Annotated in this window: 12 protein-coding genes; 6 read left to right on the forward strand and 6 right to left on the reverse strand. The window is 68.9% G+C overall.

Features of this window, described 5'->3' with window-relative positions; translation table 11 throughout:
- Positions 1-22 precede the first annotated feature (22 nt).
- From ACFQ9K_RS28540 to ACFQ9K_RS28550, 3 genes are all read left to right on the forward strand, one after another.
- Complete coding sequence (locus tag ACFQ9K_RS28540) at positions 23-886, forward strand: c-type cytochrome (RefSeq protein ID WP_191094313.1); 864 nt, start codon at positions 23-25, stop codon at positions 884-886.
- Between the two features lie 26 nt (positions 887-912).
- On the forward strand, positions 913-2,175 hold the full coding sequence (locus ACFQ9K_RS28545; protein WP_378724400.1) for a ubiquinol-cytochrome c reductase iron-sulfur subunit: 1,263 nt from the start codon (positions 913-915) through the stop codon (positions 2,173-2,175).
- A gap of 73 nt (positions 2,176-2,248) precedes the next feature.
- Complete coding sequence (locus ACFQ9K_RS28550; RefSeq protein WP_378724402.1) at positions 2,249-3,868, forward strand: cytochrome bc complex cytochrome b subunit; 1,620 nt, start codon at positions 2,249-2,251, stop codon at positions 3,866-3,868.
- A gap of 55 nt (positions 3,869-3,923) precedes the next feature.
- Here the strand turns inward: ACFQ9K_RS28550 and ACFQ9K_RS28555 are convergent, their stop codons facing one another.
- Complete coding sequence (locus ACFQ9K_RS28555) at positions 3,924-4,445, reverse strand: polyadenylate-specific 3'-exoribonuclease AS (RefSeq protein WP_378983851.1); 522 nt, start codon at positions 4,443-4,445, stop codon at positions 3,924-3,926.
- Positions 4,446-4,608: 163 nt separating this feature from the next.
- Between ACFQ9K_RS28555 and ACFQ9K_RS28560 the strand changes: the two genes are divergently transcribed.
- A complete protein-coding gene (locus ACFQ9K_RS28560; RefSeq protein WP_375917688.1) occupies positions 4,609-5,994 on the forward strand; it encodes a class II 3-deoxy-7-phosphoheptulonate synthase in 1,386 nt (461 codons plus the stop codon).
- Positions 5,995-6,164: 170 nt separating this feature from the next.
- Here the strand turns inward: ACFQ9K_RS28560 and pknB are convergent, their stop codons facing one another.
- Positions 6,165-8,111, reverse strand: coding sequence for a Stk1 family PASTA domain-containing Ser/Thr kinase (pknB, locus tag ACFQ9K_RS28565; protein WP_378721810.1), 1,947 nt, complete (start codon positions 8,109-8,111; stop codon positions 6,165-6,167).
- Between the two features lie 162 nt (positions 8,112-8,273).
- On the opposite strand from pknB, the gene ACFQ9K_RS28570 reads away from it, so the two are divergent.
- Complete coding sequence (locus tag ACFQ9K_RS28570) at positions 8,274-8,639, forward strand: Rv2175c family DNA-binding protein (protein WP_378721789.1); 366 nt, start codon at positions 8,274-8,276, stop codon at positions 8,637-8,639.
- 211 nt (positions 8,640-8,850) lie between these two features.
- Here ACFQ9K_RS28570 and ACFQ9K_RS28575 read toward each other — a convergent pair whose 3' ends face one another.
- The 4 genes from ACFQ9K_RS28575 to ACFQ9K_RS28590 form a co-directional block, all read right to left on the reverse strand.
- Complete coding sequence (locus tag ACFQ9K_RS28575; RefSeq protein WP_378721790.1) at positions 8,851-9,876, reverse strand: phytoene/squalene synthase family protein; 1,026 nt, start codon at positions 9,874-9,876, stop codon at positions 8,851-8,853.
- Positions 9,873-11,576 carry an alpha-(1->6)-mannopyranosyltransferase A gene (locus tag ACFQ9K_RS28580; protein WP_378721791.1) on the reverse strand — a complete coding sequence of 568 codons (1,704 nt, stop codon included), beginning with the start codon at positions 11,574-11,576 and terminating at the stop codon, positions 9,873-9,875. Before ACFQ9K_RS28580 ends, ACFQ9K_RS28575 begins: the two co-directional genes overlap by 4 nt.
- A gap of 125 nt (positions 11,577-11,701) precedes the next feature.
- Complete coding sequence (crtI, locus tag ACFQ9K_RS28585; protein ID WP_378721793.1) at positions 11,702-13,249, reverse strand: phytoene desaturase family protein; 1,548 nt, start codon at positions 13,247-13,249, stop codon at positions 11,702-11,704.
- A 71-nt stretch (positions 13,250-13,320) separates the two neighbouring features.
- Positions 13,321-14,472: a polyprenyl synthetase family protein gene (locus tag ACFQ9K_RS28590; protein ID WP_378721795.1), complete on the reverse strand. Its 1,152-nt coding sequence runs from the start codon at positions 14,470-14,472 to the stop codon at positions 13,321-13,323.
- Positions 14,473-14,582: 110 nt separating this feature from the next.
- On the opposite strand from ACFQ9K_RS28590, the gene ACFQ9K_RS28595 reads away from it, so the two are divergent.
- A complete protein-coding gene (locus ACFQ9K_RS28595) occupies positions 14,583-15,584 on the forward strand; it encodes a methylenetetrahydrofolate reductase (protein ID WP_378721796.1) in 1,002 nt (333 codons plus the stop codon).
- The last annotated feature ends 9 nt before the right edge of the window (positions 15,585-15,593 follow it).

Consider the following 15,593-nt stretch of genomic DNA (forward strand, 5'->3'; position numbering starts at 1 on the left):
CGTCTACTCCAAAGGGACACAGATGAGTTCATCTCCCCCGTCAGCGCCAGAGCCCGCCAGCAACGGGAACGGCGAGGCCAGCAAGACACGCAGGCAGCGCCGCGTTCGCCGTCGCATCGCGGGCGGGCTCGCGCTGTTGGTGGGCCTCGTCGGTGCGGGCTTCCTGGCCGCGGCCTTGACGCCGGACCCGCAGCGGGCGACCGCGAACGAGGATTCCTCGGCGCTGATCCGCGAGGGTAACCAGCTCTACGACACCTCCTGCATCACCTGTCACGGTGCCAACCTGCAGGGCGTTCAGGACCGTGGTCCCAGCCTGATCGGCGTCGGCGAGGCCGCCGTCTACTTCCAGGTGTCCTCCGGCCGCATGCCGATGGCCCGCAACGAGGCCCAGGCGCAGCGCAAGCCACCGAAGTTCGACGAGCACCAGACCGACGCGCTGATGGCGTACGTGGCGGCCAACGGCGGCGGCCCGACCGTGGTCCGCGACGCGAACGGCGAGATCGCGCAGGAGTCGCTGCGCGGCGACGACATCGCCCGCGGTTCGGAACTGTTCCGGATGAACTGCGCGTCCTGCCACAACTTCACCGGCCGCGGCGGCGCGCTGTCCTCCGGTAAGTTCGCCCCGCCGCTGGAGCCCGCCTCCGAGCAGCAGATCTACGACGCGATGATGACCGGCCCGCAGAACATGCCGAAGTTCTCCGACCGGCAGCTGTCGCCGGAGGAGAAGCGCGACATCGTCGCCTACGTCATGAACGCGAAAGAGGAGAAGGCCCCCGGCGGCTGGGACCTCGGCGGCTTCGGTCCCGCGACCGAGGGCCTGGTCATGTGGGTGATCGGTATCACGACGGTCGTCGGTGCCGCGATTTGGATCGGGTCACGGTCATGAGCGAGAACGAGAAGGAGCCAAACGACATGGGTCGGCCGGATGAGGGCCACGACGGCGGCGAGCCGTCGAAGGAATCCACGGGCCACGGTTCCCACGAGGTGGTCGCCGATTCCGACGGCCACGCGGTGGCGGAGTCCGATGGCCACGCGGTGGCGGAGTCCGACAGCCACGCGGTGAAGCGCGACTACACCGAGGCCGAACTCGACGCGATGACCCGCGACGAACTGGTCAAGCTCGGCACCGAGCGGGACGGCGTCGACGTCGCCTACCGGCGCGAGCGGTTCCCGGTTCCGGGCACCCGCGCGGAGAAGCGCGCCGAGCGCGCGGTCGCGTTCTGGTTCGCCGTGTCCGGCATCGCCGCGGCGGCGCTGATCGGCGTGTACCTGTTCTGGCCGTGGAAGTTCAAGCCGTCCGACGAGGAAGGCCACACCGCCTACTCGCTGTTCACCCCGCTGGTCGGTGTCACCTTCGGCGTCTCGGTGCTGGTCATCGGTGTCGCGGTGGTGCTGATCCGCAAGATGTTCATCCCCGCCGAGCTGTCCATCCAGGACCGCCACGACGGCCCGTCGCCCGAGGTCGAGCGCCGCACCCTGGTCGCCGAGCTCTCCGACGCGCTGGAGACCTCCACGCTGGCCCGCCGCAAGCTGATCACCCGCACGGCCGGCGCCGGCGTCGGTGTGCTCGGCATCGGCGCGCTGCTGGTGTTCGTCGGCGGCATGGTGAAGAACCCGTGGGCCAAGCGGGAGAAGTCGCCGCTGTGGGTCTCCGGCTGGACCCCGGACTTCGAGGGCGAGACCATCTACATCCGCCGCGACACCGGTCGCCCGGAGGACATCGTGCTGGTCCGGCCCGAGGACATGGACGCGGGCGGCATGGAGACGGTGTTCCCCTGGAAGGAGAAGTGGCGCGGCGACGAGCACGCCACGCTCCAGTCGCTGCGCGGTATCCGCAACGCGGTCATGCTGATCCGCCTGCGCACCGAAGACGCGCAGAAGGCGATCAAGCGCAAGGGCCAGGAGAGCTTCAACTACGGCGACTACTTCGCCTACTCGAAGATCTGCACCCACCTCGGTTGCCCGACGTCGCTGTTCGAGTCGCAGACCAACAAGATCCTCTGCCCCTGCCATCAGTCGCAGTTCCTGGCGACCGAATGGGGTAAGCCGGTCTTCGGTCCCGCCGCTCGCGCACTGCCGCAGCTGCCGATCACCGTCAATTCCGAGGGCTACCTGGTCGCCAACGGCGACTTCATCGAGCCGCTCGGCCCGGCCTACTGGGAGCGTCGTTCATGAGCGAACGGAGTGAGCGAATCATGTGTCAGCGTGCAGGGCACATGCCGGAACCGAGCGCTAGCGAGGTGCAGGCATGAGCCCTTCTGCCGCCGCACAGGCTAACGAGATGGACGAGCGGTACCAAGCCGCCGCGTTCGTGAAGCGCTCGATCAACAAGGTCTTCCCGACCCACTGGTCGTTCCTGCTCGGTGAAATCGCGCTGTACGCGTTCATCATCCTGCTGCTCTCGGGTGTCTACCTGACCCTGTTCTTCGATCCGTCGATGACCGAGGTCGTCTACAACGGCTCGTACCAGCCGCTGCGTGGTGTCACCATGTCGCGGGCCTACGAGACGTCGCTGGACATCACCTTCGAGGTGCGTGGCGGTCTGTTCGTCCGCCAGGTGCACCACTGGGCCGCGCTGCTGTTCGCGGCGTCGATCATCGTGCACCTGTTCCGCATCTTCTTCACCGGCGCGTTCCGCAAGCCGCGTGAGGCGAACTGGGTGATCGGCTCGCTGCTGCTGATCCTGGCGATGTTCGAGGGCTTCTTCGGTTACTCGCTGCCCGACGACCTGCTGTCCGGCACCGGCCTGCGGGCCGCGTTCGGCGGTATCACGATGAGTATCCCGATCGCCGGCACCTGGATGCACTGGCTGATCTTCGGCGGGGACTTCCCCGGCACGATCATCATCCCGCGCCTCTACATCGCGCACGTGCTGCTGCTGCCCGGCATCATCCTGGCCCTCATCGCCGCGCACGTGGCGCTGGTCTGGTACCAGAAGCACACCCAATTCCCCGGGCCGGGCCGCACCGAGAACAACGTGGTCGGCGCCCGCATCATCCCGGTGTTCGCCGCGGACCAGGGCGCGTTCTTCGCCTTCACCCTCGGCATCGTCGGCATCATGGGCGGCCTGTTCCAGATCAACCCGATCTGGAACCTGGGTCCGTACAACCCGTCTCAGGTGTCCGCGGGTTCGCAGCCGGACTTCTACATGATGTGGACCGACGGCCTGGCGCGTCTGATGCCGCCGTGGGAGCTCTACCTGGGTCGCTACACGGTTCCGGCCGTGTTCTGGGTGGCGCTGATCATGGGCCTGGTGTTCACCGTGCTGATCATGTACCCGTGGATCGAGAAGCGGCTGACCGGCGACACCGCCGGGCACAACCTGCTGCAGCGTCCGCGCGACGTGCCGGTGCGCACCGCGATCGGCGCGATGTCGATCGGCTTCTACGTCGTGCTGACCCTGTCCTGCGTCAACGACATCGTCGCGCTGAAGTTCGACATCTCGTTGAACGCGACCACCTGGATGGGCCGCATCGGCATCCTGGTCGTGCCGCCGCTGGCGTACTTCGTCGCCTACCGGTTCTGCATCGGCCTGCAGCGCAGCGACCGGGCGGTGCTCGAGCACGGCATCGAGACCGGCGTGATCAAGCGGCTGCCGCACGGTGAGTACATCGAGGTGCACCAGCCGCTCGGCCCGGTCGACGACCACGGCCACCCGATCCCGCTGGAGTACCAGGGCGCGACCGTCCCGAAGAAGATGAGCAAGCTCGGCTCGGCCGGCAAGCCCGGTACCGGCAGCTTCCTGCGGGCGGACCCGTGGCAGGAGAGCGAGCAGCACTTCGAGACCGAGCACGCCGAGGAGCACAAGCAGCTCAAGGTGTTGCAGGCGCGTCAGGAGAAGGAACTCGGTGGCAAGCACAGCCACTGACAGCTGAAAACCGAAGGCCCCGAGTCGAAACCGACTCGGGGCCTTCGCGTTGTGCTTACAGCCGGGGCGCGCTGCGCCGAGACGCCTCGATGGCCTCGAACTTGGCCAGGTTGTGCCTGGCGTCGGCGAGCGCGTCGTGCGCGTCCGGGGGGACCGGGGGCAGTTCGGGGCGGCCGTGCGCGTCCCAGTGCTGGCGCAGCTCGTTGGTGTAGCGGGGGAAGCTGGTGGGCAGGTCCACCATGGAGCCCCACAGCTGGCACAGGGCCACGTGGTCGTAGGCGCCGACCCAGGCCCACAGCTCCGGCACCACCGACGAACGCGGCACCAGGAACTTGTACAGGTCGTCGCGGATCTGCTTGCGGCTGCGCCACAGCGGCGAGGACGGCGAGGGCAGCTGCGGCAGCACGTGCCTGCGTACCCACGGGCCCGCCTTGTCCGGATCGAATTCCGTGGACACCGCGTAGTATTCGCGCCCGTCCTCGCACACGACACCGATGGAGACCAGGTCGATGACGACCCCGTCCTCGATGAATTCGCAGTCGTAAAAGTATCGAAGCGAGATCGGTCTACTCCTCAGCAATTCGGTGTGGCGCCGGTTCGGCCGGGCGTACGTTTCCGAACAATCACCCTAAGCGGGGGAGGGGCCGGATTCGCAGGCGGGCTCGGATCCGCGGGGTGGTGGCCGGAGACACCCCTATGGTGGGTACCACGCTCGTCCGACTCATCCGTATTCTGAACGAGTGAACTGGACCGTCGACGTACCGATCGATCGCCTGCCGGAACTGCCACCGCTGCCTACTGAGTTGCGCAGGCGGTTGGACGAAGCGCTGGCCCGCCCCGCGCTACAGCAGCCGTCGTGGGATCCAGAACAGGCCGCGCAGATGCGCACCGTGCTGGAGAGCGTGCCGCCGATCTGCGTGCCCGCCGAGGTGGAGGACCTGCGCGAGCAGCTCGCCGAGGTGGCTCGCGGCGAGGCGTTCCTCATGCAGGGCGGTGACTGCGCCGAGACGTTCGCCGACAACACCGAGCCGCACATCCGCGGCAACATCCGCACCCTGCTGCAGATGGCCGTGGTGCTCACCTACGGCGCCAGCCTGCCGGTGGTCAAGGTCGCGCGTATCGCCGGCCAGTACGCGAAACCGCGTTCCTCCGACACCGATTCGCTCGGCCTCAAGTCCTACCGCGGCGACATGGTGAACGCGCTGGTCGCCGACGCCGCGCAGCGCGAGCACGATCCGTCGCGCCTGGTCCGCGCCTACGCCAACGCCAGCGCCGCGATGAACCTGGTGCGCGCGCTGACCGGCGCGGGCATGGCCGACCTGCACAAGGTGCACGACTGGAACCGCGACTTCGTCGCCAAGTCGCCCGCCGGCGCCCGCTACGAGGCGCTGGCCGAGGAGATCGACCGCGGCCTCGCGTTCATGACCGCCTGCCGGGTGAACGACCCTAGCCTGAAGTCGGCCCGCATCTACGCCAGCCACGAGGCGCTCGTGCTCGATTACGAGCGCGCCATGCTGCGGCTGAGCGAGAACGCCGCGGGCGAGCCGGTGCTCTACGACCTGTCCGCGCACTTCCTCTGGATCGGCGAACGGACCAGGCAGCTCGACGGCGCGCACATCGCGCTCGCCGAACTGCTGGCCAACCCGATCGGCCTGAAGATCGGCCCGACCACCACGCCCGACATGGCGGTGGAGTACGTCGAGCGGCTCGACCCGAACAACGAGCCCGGCCGGCTCACCATCGTCTCGCGCATGGGCAACGGCAAGGTCCGCGACGTGCTGCCGCCCATCATCGAGAAGGTGCAGGCCACCGGTCACCAGGTGATCTGGCAGTGCGACCCGATGCACGGCAACACCCACGAGGCCTCCACCGGTTTCAAGACCCGCCACTTCGACCGCATCGTCGACGAGGTCCAGGGCTTCTTCGAGGTGCACCACGCCCTCGGCACCCACCCCGGCGGCCTGCACATCGAACTCACCGGCGAAGACGTCACCGAATGCCTCGGCGGCGCCCAGGACATCTCCGACCTGGACCTCTCCGGCCGCTACGAAACCGCCTGCGACCCGCGCCTCAACACCCAGCAGTCGCTGGAGCTGGCGTTCCTGGTCGCCGAAATGCTCCGCTGACCAAGGGTTCCGACGGCGGCATCACGCCCCCGCACCACTTCTGATTTCCCGCACCGAAAATCGCATGCGATTCTCGGTGCGGGAAATCAAGAGTGGTGCGGCGGTGGGACCCGAACTCGGATCGGGTCACCCTTCGTGGCGGGCGCTTGGGGGTGCGTAGGCGCGACCGCCTAGGGCAGCGCGACCAGGGATACCGTGTTGCCCGCTTCGATGTTGGCGCCGACGGCCGGGGTCTGCGAGACGATGAGTGAACTGTCGCTCGCGACAAGCTGTTTCACCTCGACCTGCACGCCGAGGGATTGCAGTTTGGCCCTGGCGTTGGCCACGGTCCAGCCGCGCACGTCGGGCATCTTCAAGGCGTTGGAGACGATCAGCGCGACGCCGTCGCCGGATTGGACGGTCGCGCCTGCGGCCGGATCGGTGCCGATCGCCTTGTCCGCCTCGATGCTGCGGTCGAACTGAGACCTGGTCTCGCGCACGGTGATACCCGCGGCGGTGAGGATCTTGGTTGCCTCGTCGGTCGTCTTCCCGCGCACGTCGGGCACCTTCACCGGCTGAGAACCCTTGCTGCGGTAGACCTTCACCTGGCCGCCCATCGGCAGGACGACGCCGGGGCCCGGATCGACCTTGGCCAGTGTGCCTTTCGGCGCGGCGTTGCCGATCTCGCCGGAATCCACCGGCTGCAACCCGGCGTCGCGAATCAGCTGATTGACCTTCGTGATCGGGTCGCCGGGCTGCACATCGGGCACCTTCGGCTTGCCGCTGGACACCAGGACCGCGACCGTCGATCCCTTGGTGACCCGCGACCCCGCGGACGGATCGCTGCCGACCACCCCGCCGACCGGAATGATGTCCGACGCCTTCTGCCGGATCTCGGTCTCGAACCCGGCATCGCGCAGCGCCGCGACCGCGCGATCGGAATCCATCCCGGCGATCGCCGGAACCGGCGAATACCGGCCGACCCCGAGCCACCACCCGCCGACGCCGACGACCAGCGTGAGAATCGCCACAATCGCCACCCACACCCACGTCGTGCGGCGCGACTTGGTCCGATCCGGCGCGTAGGCCTGATACGGCGACGACGCGTGCTGCTGCCGCACCGGTTGCTGCTGCGGCTCGTAGCCGTCGGGCGGACCGTAGTCGACCCGGGGGCGCGGAGCGGTCACCACCTTCGTGTGCTGCACGGTCGGCGGGGTGTACGGCTCCGGCACCGCCGCAGCCTGCTGCGTGGCCGGCGTCGCTATCCGATAGCTCGCGCTCAGATGCTCCGCCGACTCCTGCGGCGCGGGCACCCGGTACGGCGGCAGGTTCAGCTTCGCGCCGATCTGCCGCAGCGCCGCCGCCATCTCGTTCGCGTCGGAGAACCGGTGCGCGGGTTCGCGTGCGGTCGCCTTGGCGACCAGCTCGTCGAACTCCGGCGGCACCCCCGAGATGAACCGGCTCGGGCTCGGCACGTCGTTCTCGATCCGCTGATACGCCACCGACAGCGAGGTGTCGCCGGTGAACGGCACCTTCCCGGTCAGCAGCTCGAAGATCAGCACGCCGAACGAATACACGTCACTGCGCGCGTCGGCCGTGCCGGTGGTCACCTGTTCGGGGGACAGGTACGCGGCCGTGCCGAGAATCACGCTCGCCGAGGTGGTGTTGGCCGCCGCGACCGCGCGGACCAGGCCGAAGTCGGCGATCTTCACCTCGCCGTTGTCGGAGATCAGCACGTTCTCCGGCTTGATGTCGCGGTGCACCAGGCCGGCCGCGTGCGCGACACCGATCGCCGCGAGCACCGGTTCGGCCACCGCGCGCACCGCGTGCGGCGGCATCGGGCCGCGCTCGCGCAGCAGTTCGCGCAGCGTGCCGCCCTCGACCAACTCCATGATCAGGAACGGATACTCACCGTCCACGCCCTGGTCGTAGACCGCGACCAGCGACGAGTGCTTGAGCTTGGCGACCGCGCGCGCCTCGAACTCGAACCGGGAGAGAAACTGCGGGTCACCGGCGAATTTCGGGTCCATCACCTTGATCGCCACGGGACGGTCCAGGCGGGTGTCGACACCCCGGAAGACCATCGACATGCCGCCGCGGGCGATCGGCGCATCGATGCGATAGCGCCCTTCCAGCATCTGGCCGATCAATTGATGTCCTCCGGCTTTCACAAAGTTCTCACCCCTCGCGGTTTGGTCCCACAAGCGATCGACCGCCCCGTGCGGCCCTCACGATGGTATCGACCAAACGCACCCGGGTGTCTCACGACTTGCTGCGGGTAACCGTCTACCGTTATCCGCGTGAGTGCATTTCCCTGCAGTGATGATGTCCTTCCGGAGTCCGTGGCGCTGCTGCCGCTGCCCGAGGTGGCAGACCGGCTCGGGCTCGTGGTGACCCGCGTCCATCAGATGCTGCGTGACCACCAACTGATCGCCGTCCGCCGCGACGGCGTGGTCGGCGTTCCCGAACGGTTCTTCGATCAGGAGGGCGTGGTCCGGTTCCTGCCCGGCCTGATCACCGTGATGAAGGACGCCAAGTACACCGACGAGGAGATCCTGGAATGGGTCTTCACCGAGGACGACAGCCTCCCCGGCATGCCGGTCGACGCCCTGCACGGCCCGCTGGCCCGCGAGGTCATCCGCCGCGCCGCCGCCGACCCCTTCTGAAACATCCGGGCGCGTAGCTGCGGCGGGTTCGTAGCCCGGGTACCGCGCGTCCGAGCGGTCGAGCCTCGCGTTTTCGGCGCGTGTGCTTGGACCGCTCGGACGTGCGACGGGCCGCGAACGGCGCTCGCGGCGCGCGGCATCGCCGCGATGGCCGAACGCCTATCTCCAGCGATCTCGCGCGCGGTGGGCGGGTGAACACCGCGCCACCAGGTCAGCGGCGCAGCGCGGCGGTGGTGAAGTACATCGCCGCCGTGCCTAGGCGCTGGTGGCGGGGGACGACCGCGCGTTGGCTGAAGATGGCGTAGTCGGTGGCCTCGATGCGGTCGAGGATGCTCGCGTAGAGCACGGCCGCGGTGCGGATCGCGGGGCGGACCCGTGGTTCGAGCAGGTCGATGCCTGGTTCGGCGCGGCGGTAGACGTCGCGGTTGATCGCGATCAGGTGTGCGAGGGCTCGGCGGACGCGCGGATCGGTGCGGCGGGTGCGATGGCAGTGGACGAGCAGCTCGTGGTCGACGCCGAAGGCGGCCAGTTCGTCGGCGGGTAGGTACACCCGGCCGCGGTCCAGGTCCTCCGCGACATCGCGCAGGAAGTTGGTCAGCTGGAACGCCTCGCCGAGCGCGGCGGCAGCGGGTTCGGCCTCGGCGATCGGCACCACGGTGCCAAGCACCGGGAGAACTTGCAGACCGATGGCGGCCGCCGAGCCGCTCATGTACTCGTACAGATCGGCCATCGTCGCGTACCGATCGCGGAACCGCGGCGTGCCGGGCACATCCATCCGCATCGAATCCAGGAACGTCCAGAAGTGCTGGGCGGCAATGTCATAGCGGCGAATGGTGTCGGCAACCGCCAGCATGACCAGGTCTCGCCGGTCCGGCGAATCGAGTAACCAGGCGGGGTCGGCTGTCTCCGGTGCGTCGAGGGCGATCCGCAGCCGCTTCTCGATCAGGTCCAGTTCATCGCCGAGGCCGTGCTGGGGCGGGTCGAGGTGACCATGGTCCGACCGTTCCCGCAACTGACTCGGATAACGCTGCACCACATCGGTTTCCGCATGGTCCACGATGTCGTCGACCACCCGCGCGAACGCGTACAGCGCATGCACCGCCGGTCGCCGCTCGGCCGAAAGCAACCGGGTCGCAAGGAAATACGTGCGCCCATGGGCCGCCGCGATCTGCTTGCATTCGCGGTAGGCAACGCTCAACTCGGTCTGCCCCGCGACGCGCGGCGCATTGCCGATCATGGCCGAGCGTCGGTGGCCGCGTCGAGGTTCGGCGGCGTGGCCCGCAATCGCAGCGGGTCCACCTTGCGCAGCGACATCGCCGCCACCACGGCGGCAAACGTCGCCAGGGCCACGTGCCAGAAGCTGTAGAGCCCGATCGATCCGTCCGGTTGGAACACCAGCATCAACCAGGTACACAACCCGACCAGCACCATCAATGTCGTGGTCGAGAGCGCGAACCCGGCGGCCAGCGCCAGCGGCCACGAGTAGTACCAGGGCAGCGCGGCCGGCGACAGGATGACGATCCCGACGAACGCGATCAGGATGCCGAACACCGCTTCACGCTCGCTGTGCCGGAACCGCCACCAGGCCCACACCAGCACGGCGACCAGCGCCAGCGCGCACATCGCCCTGGTCACGGTGAGCACCTTGCCGGAATCGAACGAGGTGAACCAGCCGACCGCGTGCATCATGATGGTCGGCAGCGAGAGCCAGTTGATGATCTTCTTCGACCCGGACAGCGCGGTCAGCCAGCCGATGCCGACGCCGGCGATGGCCGAGGCGGCGACGAACACCGCCGCGAACACGCTCAGCCCGAGCCCGGCGATCTTGGCGAACATCAGCGCCGGGTGCGGCATGTCCTCGGTGGGTTCGGCGGCATCGTGCGGCCGTTCGCTCTCCGGTAGGTTCGCCGGGTCGCGTCCGGCCCGCTGGGCGGCGCGCTTCTCGCGTTCGTGCAGCATCCAGATCCACACCAGGAACGGCAGCGCGATCCCCGCGGTCGCCTTGATCGCCACACCGATGGCGACCACCACGATGCCCGCGACGTGGTGACGTTCCAGCACCAGCGCGATGCCGGCGCACATCAGCCCGACCATCAGCATCTCGTTGTGCACGCCGCCCCAGAGGTGGATCAGCACCAGCGGGTTGAGCACGGCCAGCCAGAGCGCCACGGTCGGCTTGCCGCCGAGGTGCTTGGTCAGGTAGGGCACCGCCCACATCATCAGCGCGAGGCCGGGCAGCATGACCAGGCGCATCGCGATGGTGCCCGCGACCACGTTGTCCCCGGTGATGCTGGTGATCCCGCGGCCGAGCAGCAGGAAGATCGGTCCGTACGGCGCGGTGGTGGTCTTCCACACCGGGCTCACGTTGTCGAGCAGCACGCCGGGGTTCGCGATCGGTCCGACGACGTAGGGATCGAAACCGTCGCGCAGCAGCGCGCCCTGCGCCAGGTACGAGTAGACGTCCTGGCTGAACATGGGCACGGCGAACAGCAGCGGCGTGATCCAGATGACGACGATGGCCCGCAGCTCGTTCAGCGTCACGCCGGCGTCGAGGCGATCGCCGCGGCCGATGGTGGTGCGGCCGAGTCGCACCCACGCGGTGATCATCAGCAGTACGCCGATCCAGATCACGATCGTGGACAGCGCGTAGCCGTGGCCGAACCGTAGCCAGGACAGGTGCAGCGCCTCCAGGATCGGGTCGCGCTTGCGCGTGCTGCCCGCGCCGAAGCCGCCGAAGGTGATCATGATCGCGCCGTAGAAACCGAGCAGCGCGGAGTGCCCTTCCGGGCTGCGCAGGAAGATCGCGACGGTGCGCATCCAGGACCGCACGCCAGGTTGCGCGGCGGCGGCCGATTCGCGCTTCGCCGCGGTGTTCGGTGCGTGGCCGGTGATTTCGGTCAAGGTGGCCTCTGCGGCGCGCGTTTCGGGGGATGCCATCTGGTGTCGGTCCCCCCGAATGGTCAGCGGTCGCAACCGCGAGTGAATAGGTCGGCGCCTAGTTTACGGCGTCGTCCGGAACACTATCTTGCTGGTACGCGCGGTTTCATCTCGAGCGGCTGCGGCTAGCCGGTAATGCGGGTTGCCGCCAGTTTTCCGGACAGCAGGGTGGTCGGCACTCCTACGCCCGGCGTGGTGCCGCAACCAGCGATAACTACATTGTCGCTGGAGCGCGGAAAATTGCGCGAGCGAAATGGTCCGGTTTGCCGGAAGAGGTGCGCCGCGGAGAACGGCGTACCGGCCAGCATCCCTTGATCCCGCCAGGTTTGTGGCGTGTCCAGATGGTCGACGGTGAAATGCTCGGCAATCCCGGTGTAACCGCGGCCCTCCAGCACGTCGAGCAGTTCGCGCAGGTATGCGGGGGCGAGCCGGGGCCAATCCAGGGGAGCGGAGTCCAGGTTCGGGCAGGGGGCCAGCAGCGAGAATGGTTCGTGCGCTCCGTCGGCGCGGGTGATGAAGAGGCCGGGGTCGGTGAGGGCGGGCCGGGTGAGCAGCAGCGACGGGTCGCTCATCAAGCGCCCGCGGCGGCCCGCGATCTCCGCGAACGTCTGGTCCCACGCGTCGCCGAATTCGATCGTGTGATGCGCCTGGACGGGCCAGGTGCGGGCGACGTCGGCGGGCACGGTGCCGTGGGCGACGACCGCCGAGGGCGCGGCCCGCAGCCCGCGCCGGCGCCGCACGCCGAACCGTTCGATGGACCCGAGATCGGCGGTCAGCACCAGGGCGTCGCAGTCGAACGTGCGACCGTCCGCCGTGCGCACTCGCTCGGCCCGGCGTCCCGCGTAGTCCACGCCGGTAACCTCGGTGCCCAGTTCCAGGGTCCCGCCCGCCGCGGTGAACGCCTCGGCCAGCGCCGCCGCGATGGCCCGCATCCCGCCTTCGGGGAAGTAGACGCCGAGTGCGGTGTCCATGTGCGGGATCGCGCCGTACACCGCCAGCGCCTCGGCGGGCGGCAGGCCCGCGTACAGCGACTGGAAGGTGAACAACCGGGCCAGCCGCTGGTCCCGCAGGATCCGGTGTACCCGAGGTCCGAGCCGGCCGAACCCGCCAAGCCACACCAAATCCAGCAGGGCGCGGCGCTTTTCGGGAATGCGCAGCATGTCCAGGGGCGAATCGAAGTTGGTGTCCATGAACTCGCCGTACTCGGCGGCGTAGATCCGGGCCAGCCAGTCCCGCAGCCGCCGGTAGCGCCGCGCCTCGGCCGGACCGCAGACCAGCGCGACCTCCTCGGCCATCGCGTCGGCGTCGGCGAACACCCGCAGGGACGCGCCGTCGGCGAACCTGGCGTGATAGCCAGGGGCGAGTTGATGGATACGCAGCGCGGGTTTGCCGGTCTCCGGTGTCCGCCCGACCGCGGCCAGCGCGTCGGTGATCAGCTCGGGCAGCGTCAATACGGTTGCGCCGGAGTCGATCTCGTAGTCCGCCCCCTGGTAGCGCCCGACTCGTCCGCCGGGATGATCGGCGCGTTCGAGCAGGGTGACGGCGCGCCCCGCGCCGGTGAGATGGAGCGCGGCGGACAGCCCGGCCAGTCCGGCGCCGACGACAACCACCCGGTCCGTCGGCCCGGCAACGGTTTTCAACGCGCGGCTGACCGACCTGTTCCGCGTAGGCACGCGATCAGCCGATGCGGCAACGTCTTTCATTCAGGTTCCCCTTTTCCCGGGCGACGTCGCCGATCTCGCGCTCACGCAGCGCGCTTGGTCGCCGCCAACGCCATGGCGCGCAACCGCTCTTTCGAAGCCGCTGTCGCCGTGCTGGTTTCGATCGCGGCCAGTCCGGCCTCGGTGAGCTCGCTGATCCGCCGTTCCACCTCGTCGACCGCGCCGAGTTCGGTGATCACGGCGCGCAGCTTCTCCACCTCGTCCGCGTCCAGATCGGTGCCGATGCTGGTGCGCAGTAGCTTCGCCGCGGCCGGATCGGCCTCGTCGGCCCTGGCCAGCGCCTCGGCCAGCAGCACGGTGCGCTTGCCCTCGCGCAGATCGTCACCGGACGGCTTGCCGGTGACCGCCGGGTCGCCGAACACGCCGAGCAGATCGTCGCGCAGCTGGAAGGCGATGCCGATATCGGTGCCGAACAGGCGAAAGGCGTCGACCAGACCCTGGTCGGCGTCGGCGATGGCCGCGCCCAGGTGCAGCGGGCGTTCGACGGTGTACGCGGCGGTCTTGTATCGGTTGATCCGCAGCGCGGCCTCGACCGACTCGTCGGCTCCCGCCTCGCCGTGGATGTCGAGCAGCTGCCCGCCGAGCACCTCGGTGCGCATGCCCGCCCACACCGGCGCGAACCGGGCGATCGCCGCTGGGTCGAGGCCGGAGGCGTGCACCATGTCATCGGCCCAGGCCAGCGCCAGATCGCCGACCAGGATCGCGACGCTGGCGCCGAAGTGTGCGGAGTCGCCTGCCCAGCCGCGGTCGCGGTGGCGCTGCTCGAAGTCGACGTGCACGGTCGGGAACCGGCGGCGGGTGCGCGAGGAGTCGATGATGTCGTCGTGGATCAGCGCGCAGGCCTGCACCAGCTCCAACGCCGAGCACGCGGTCAGCACGGCCGCGGCGTCCGGTCCGTCGGCGTCGCCGCCCGCACCGAGCCAGCCGGTCCAGGCGAACGCGGGCCGGGTGCGCTTGCCGCCGCGCAGCACGAACAGTTCCAGCGCGTCCGCGGCCTCCACGAAGACCGGGCCCAGCTGCTCGACCAGCGCGCGGCGGGTGGCGAAGAACGTGGTCAGCGCGTCTTCCACGGCGGCGACGAAGGCCGGTGTGCCCGGCTGCGGCGCGATGAGCTCGGCGGCCGACGTGCGGTGAGGCGTCTGGATACCGGATCCGGCGGACAGGGCAGCCTCCAAGGTGGTGCGGGCGACGGGCGCGTGGGCGCCACGGGTTTTGTTGCGAAGAATACGCGTACTCGTCGGTACGACCCGTCGGGCCTGCCGCCGGTCACCACTAGACTGAACCGGTGACTTTCGACGATGCGCGGGGACGCTCGACCCCAGGTGGTCCGCCCCGGGCGCAGCCGGACGTCTCGGCCACCCCTTCGGTTGTCCAGAGTCTGCGGACCCATTCCGGCACGTCGGTGCCGTTCTCGGTGGAGTTCAACCCGCCGCGCGACGCCGCCAACGAGGCCAGGCTGTGGCGGGCCGTGCGCCAATTCGAACGGATGCATCCGGCGTTCGTCTCGATGACCTACGGCGCGGGCGGGTCCACCCGCGACCGCACCGTGCGGGTCACCGGCGAACTGGCCCAGCAGACCACCCTGCTTCCGGTGGCGCATCTCACCGCCGTGGAGCACAGCCTGTCCGAATTGCGTTCGCTGGTCGGCTCGTACGCCGATTCGGGCATCCGCAACATCCTGGTGCTGCGCGGCGACCCGCCCGGCGACCCGCTGGGCGAATGGCAGCAGCATCCAGAGGGCGTCGCCTACGCCGAGGAACTGGTGCGCATCGTGCGCGACCTCGGCGACTTCCACGTCGGCGTCGCGTCGTTTCCGCAGGGCCATCACCGCTCACCCGATCTGGACTCCGACACCGCCTACCTGGCCGCGAAACTGCGTGCGGGCGCGGAGTATTCGATCACCCAGATGTTCTTCGACGTCGAACACTATCTGCGGCTGCGCGATCGGATCGCGAAGTTCGATCCGATCGAGGGCGCCAAGCCGATCATCCCCGAGCTGATGCCGATCACCTCGCTGCGCACGGTCGCGCGGGCAGAGGAACTCTGCGGGCGCTCGCTGCCCGCCGCGGTCTTGGAACGGCTGAACAACGCCGCGGGCGACGATCCGGACGCCAACCACGCCGCGGTGCGCGAGGTCGGCATCGAGATCGCCACCGAAATGGCCCAGCGGCTCATCGATGAGGGCGCACCCTGCCTGCACTTCATCACGCTGAACTTCGCCAAGGCGACCACCGAGGTCCTCACCAATCTCGGTTACGGCGTCACCGCGGCCCCGATCAGCGCGTAACCCCACCGG

The organism is Nocardia sp. NPDC056564 (assembly GCF_042793755.1).
GTDB lineage: Bacteria > Actinomycetota > Actinomycetes > Mycobacteriales > Mycobacteriaceae > Nocardia.

Excerpts from the sequence above, each read along its gene's own strand:
- ACFQ9K_RS28540 (WP_191094313.1), top strand. The coding sequence starts at position 23 with ATGAGTTCATCTCCCCCGTCAGCGCCAGAGCCCGCCAGCAACGGGAAC.
- ACFQ9K_RS28545 (WP_378724400.1), top strand. The coding sequence starts at position 913 with ATGGGTCGGCCGGATGAGGGCCACGACGGCGGCGAGCCGTCGAAGGAA.
- ACFQ9K_RS28550 (WP_378724402.1), top strand. The coding sequence starts at position 2,249 with ATGAGCCCTTCTGCCGCCGCACAGGCTAACGAGATGGACGAGCGGTAC.
- pknB (WP_378721810.1), bottom strand. The coding sequence starts at position 8,111 with ATGCTGGAAGGGCGCTATCGCATCGATGCGCCGATCGCCCGCGGCGGC.
- ACFQ9K_RS28575 (WP_378721790.1), bottom strand. The coding sequence starts at position 9,876 with ATGATCGGCAATGCGCCGCGCGTCGCGGGGCAGACCGAGTTGAGCGTT.
- ACFQ9K_RS28580 (WP_378721791.1), bottom strand. The coding sequence starts at position 11,576 with ATGGCATCCCCCGAAACGCGCGCCGCAGAGGCCACCTTGACCGAAATC.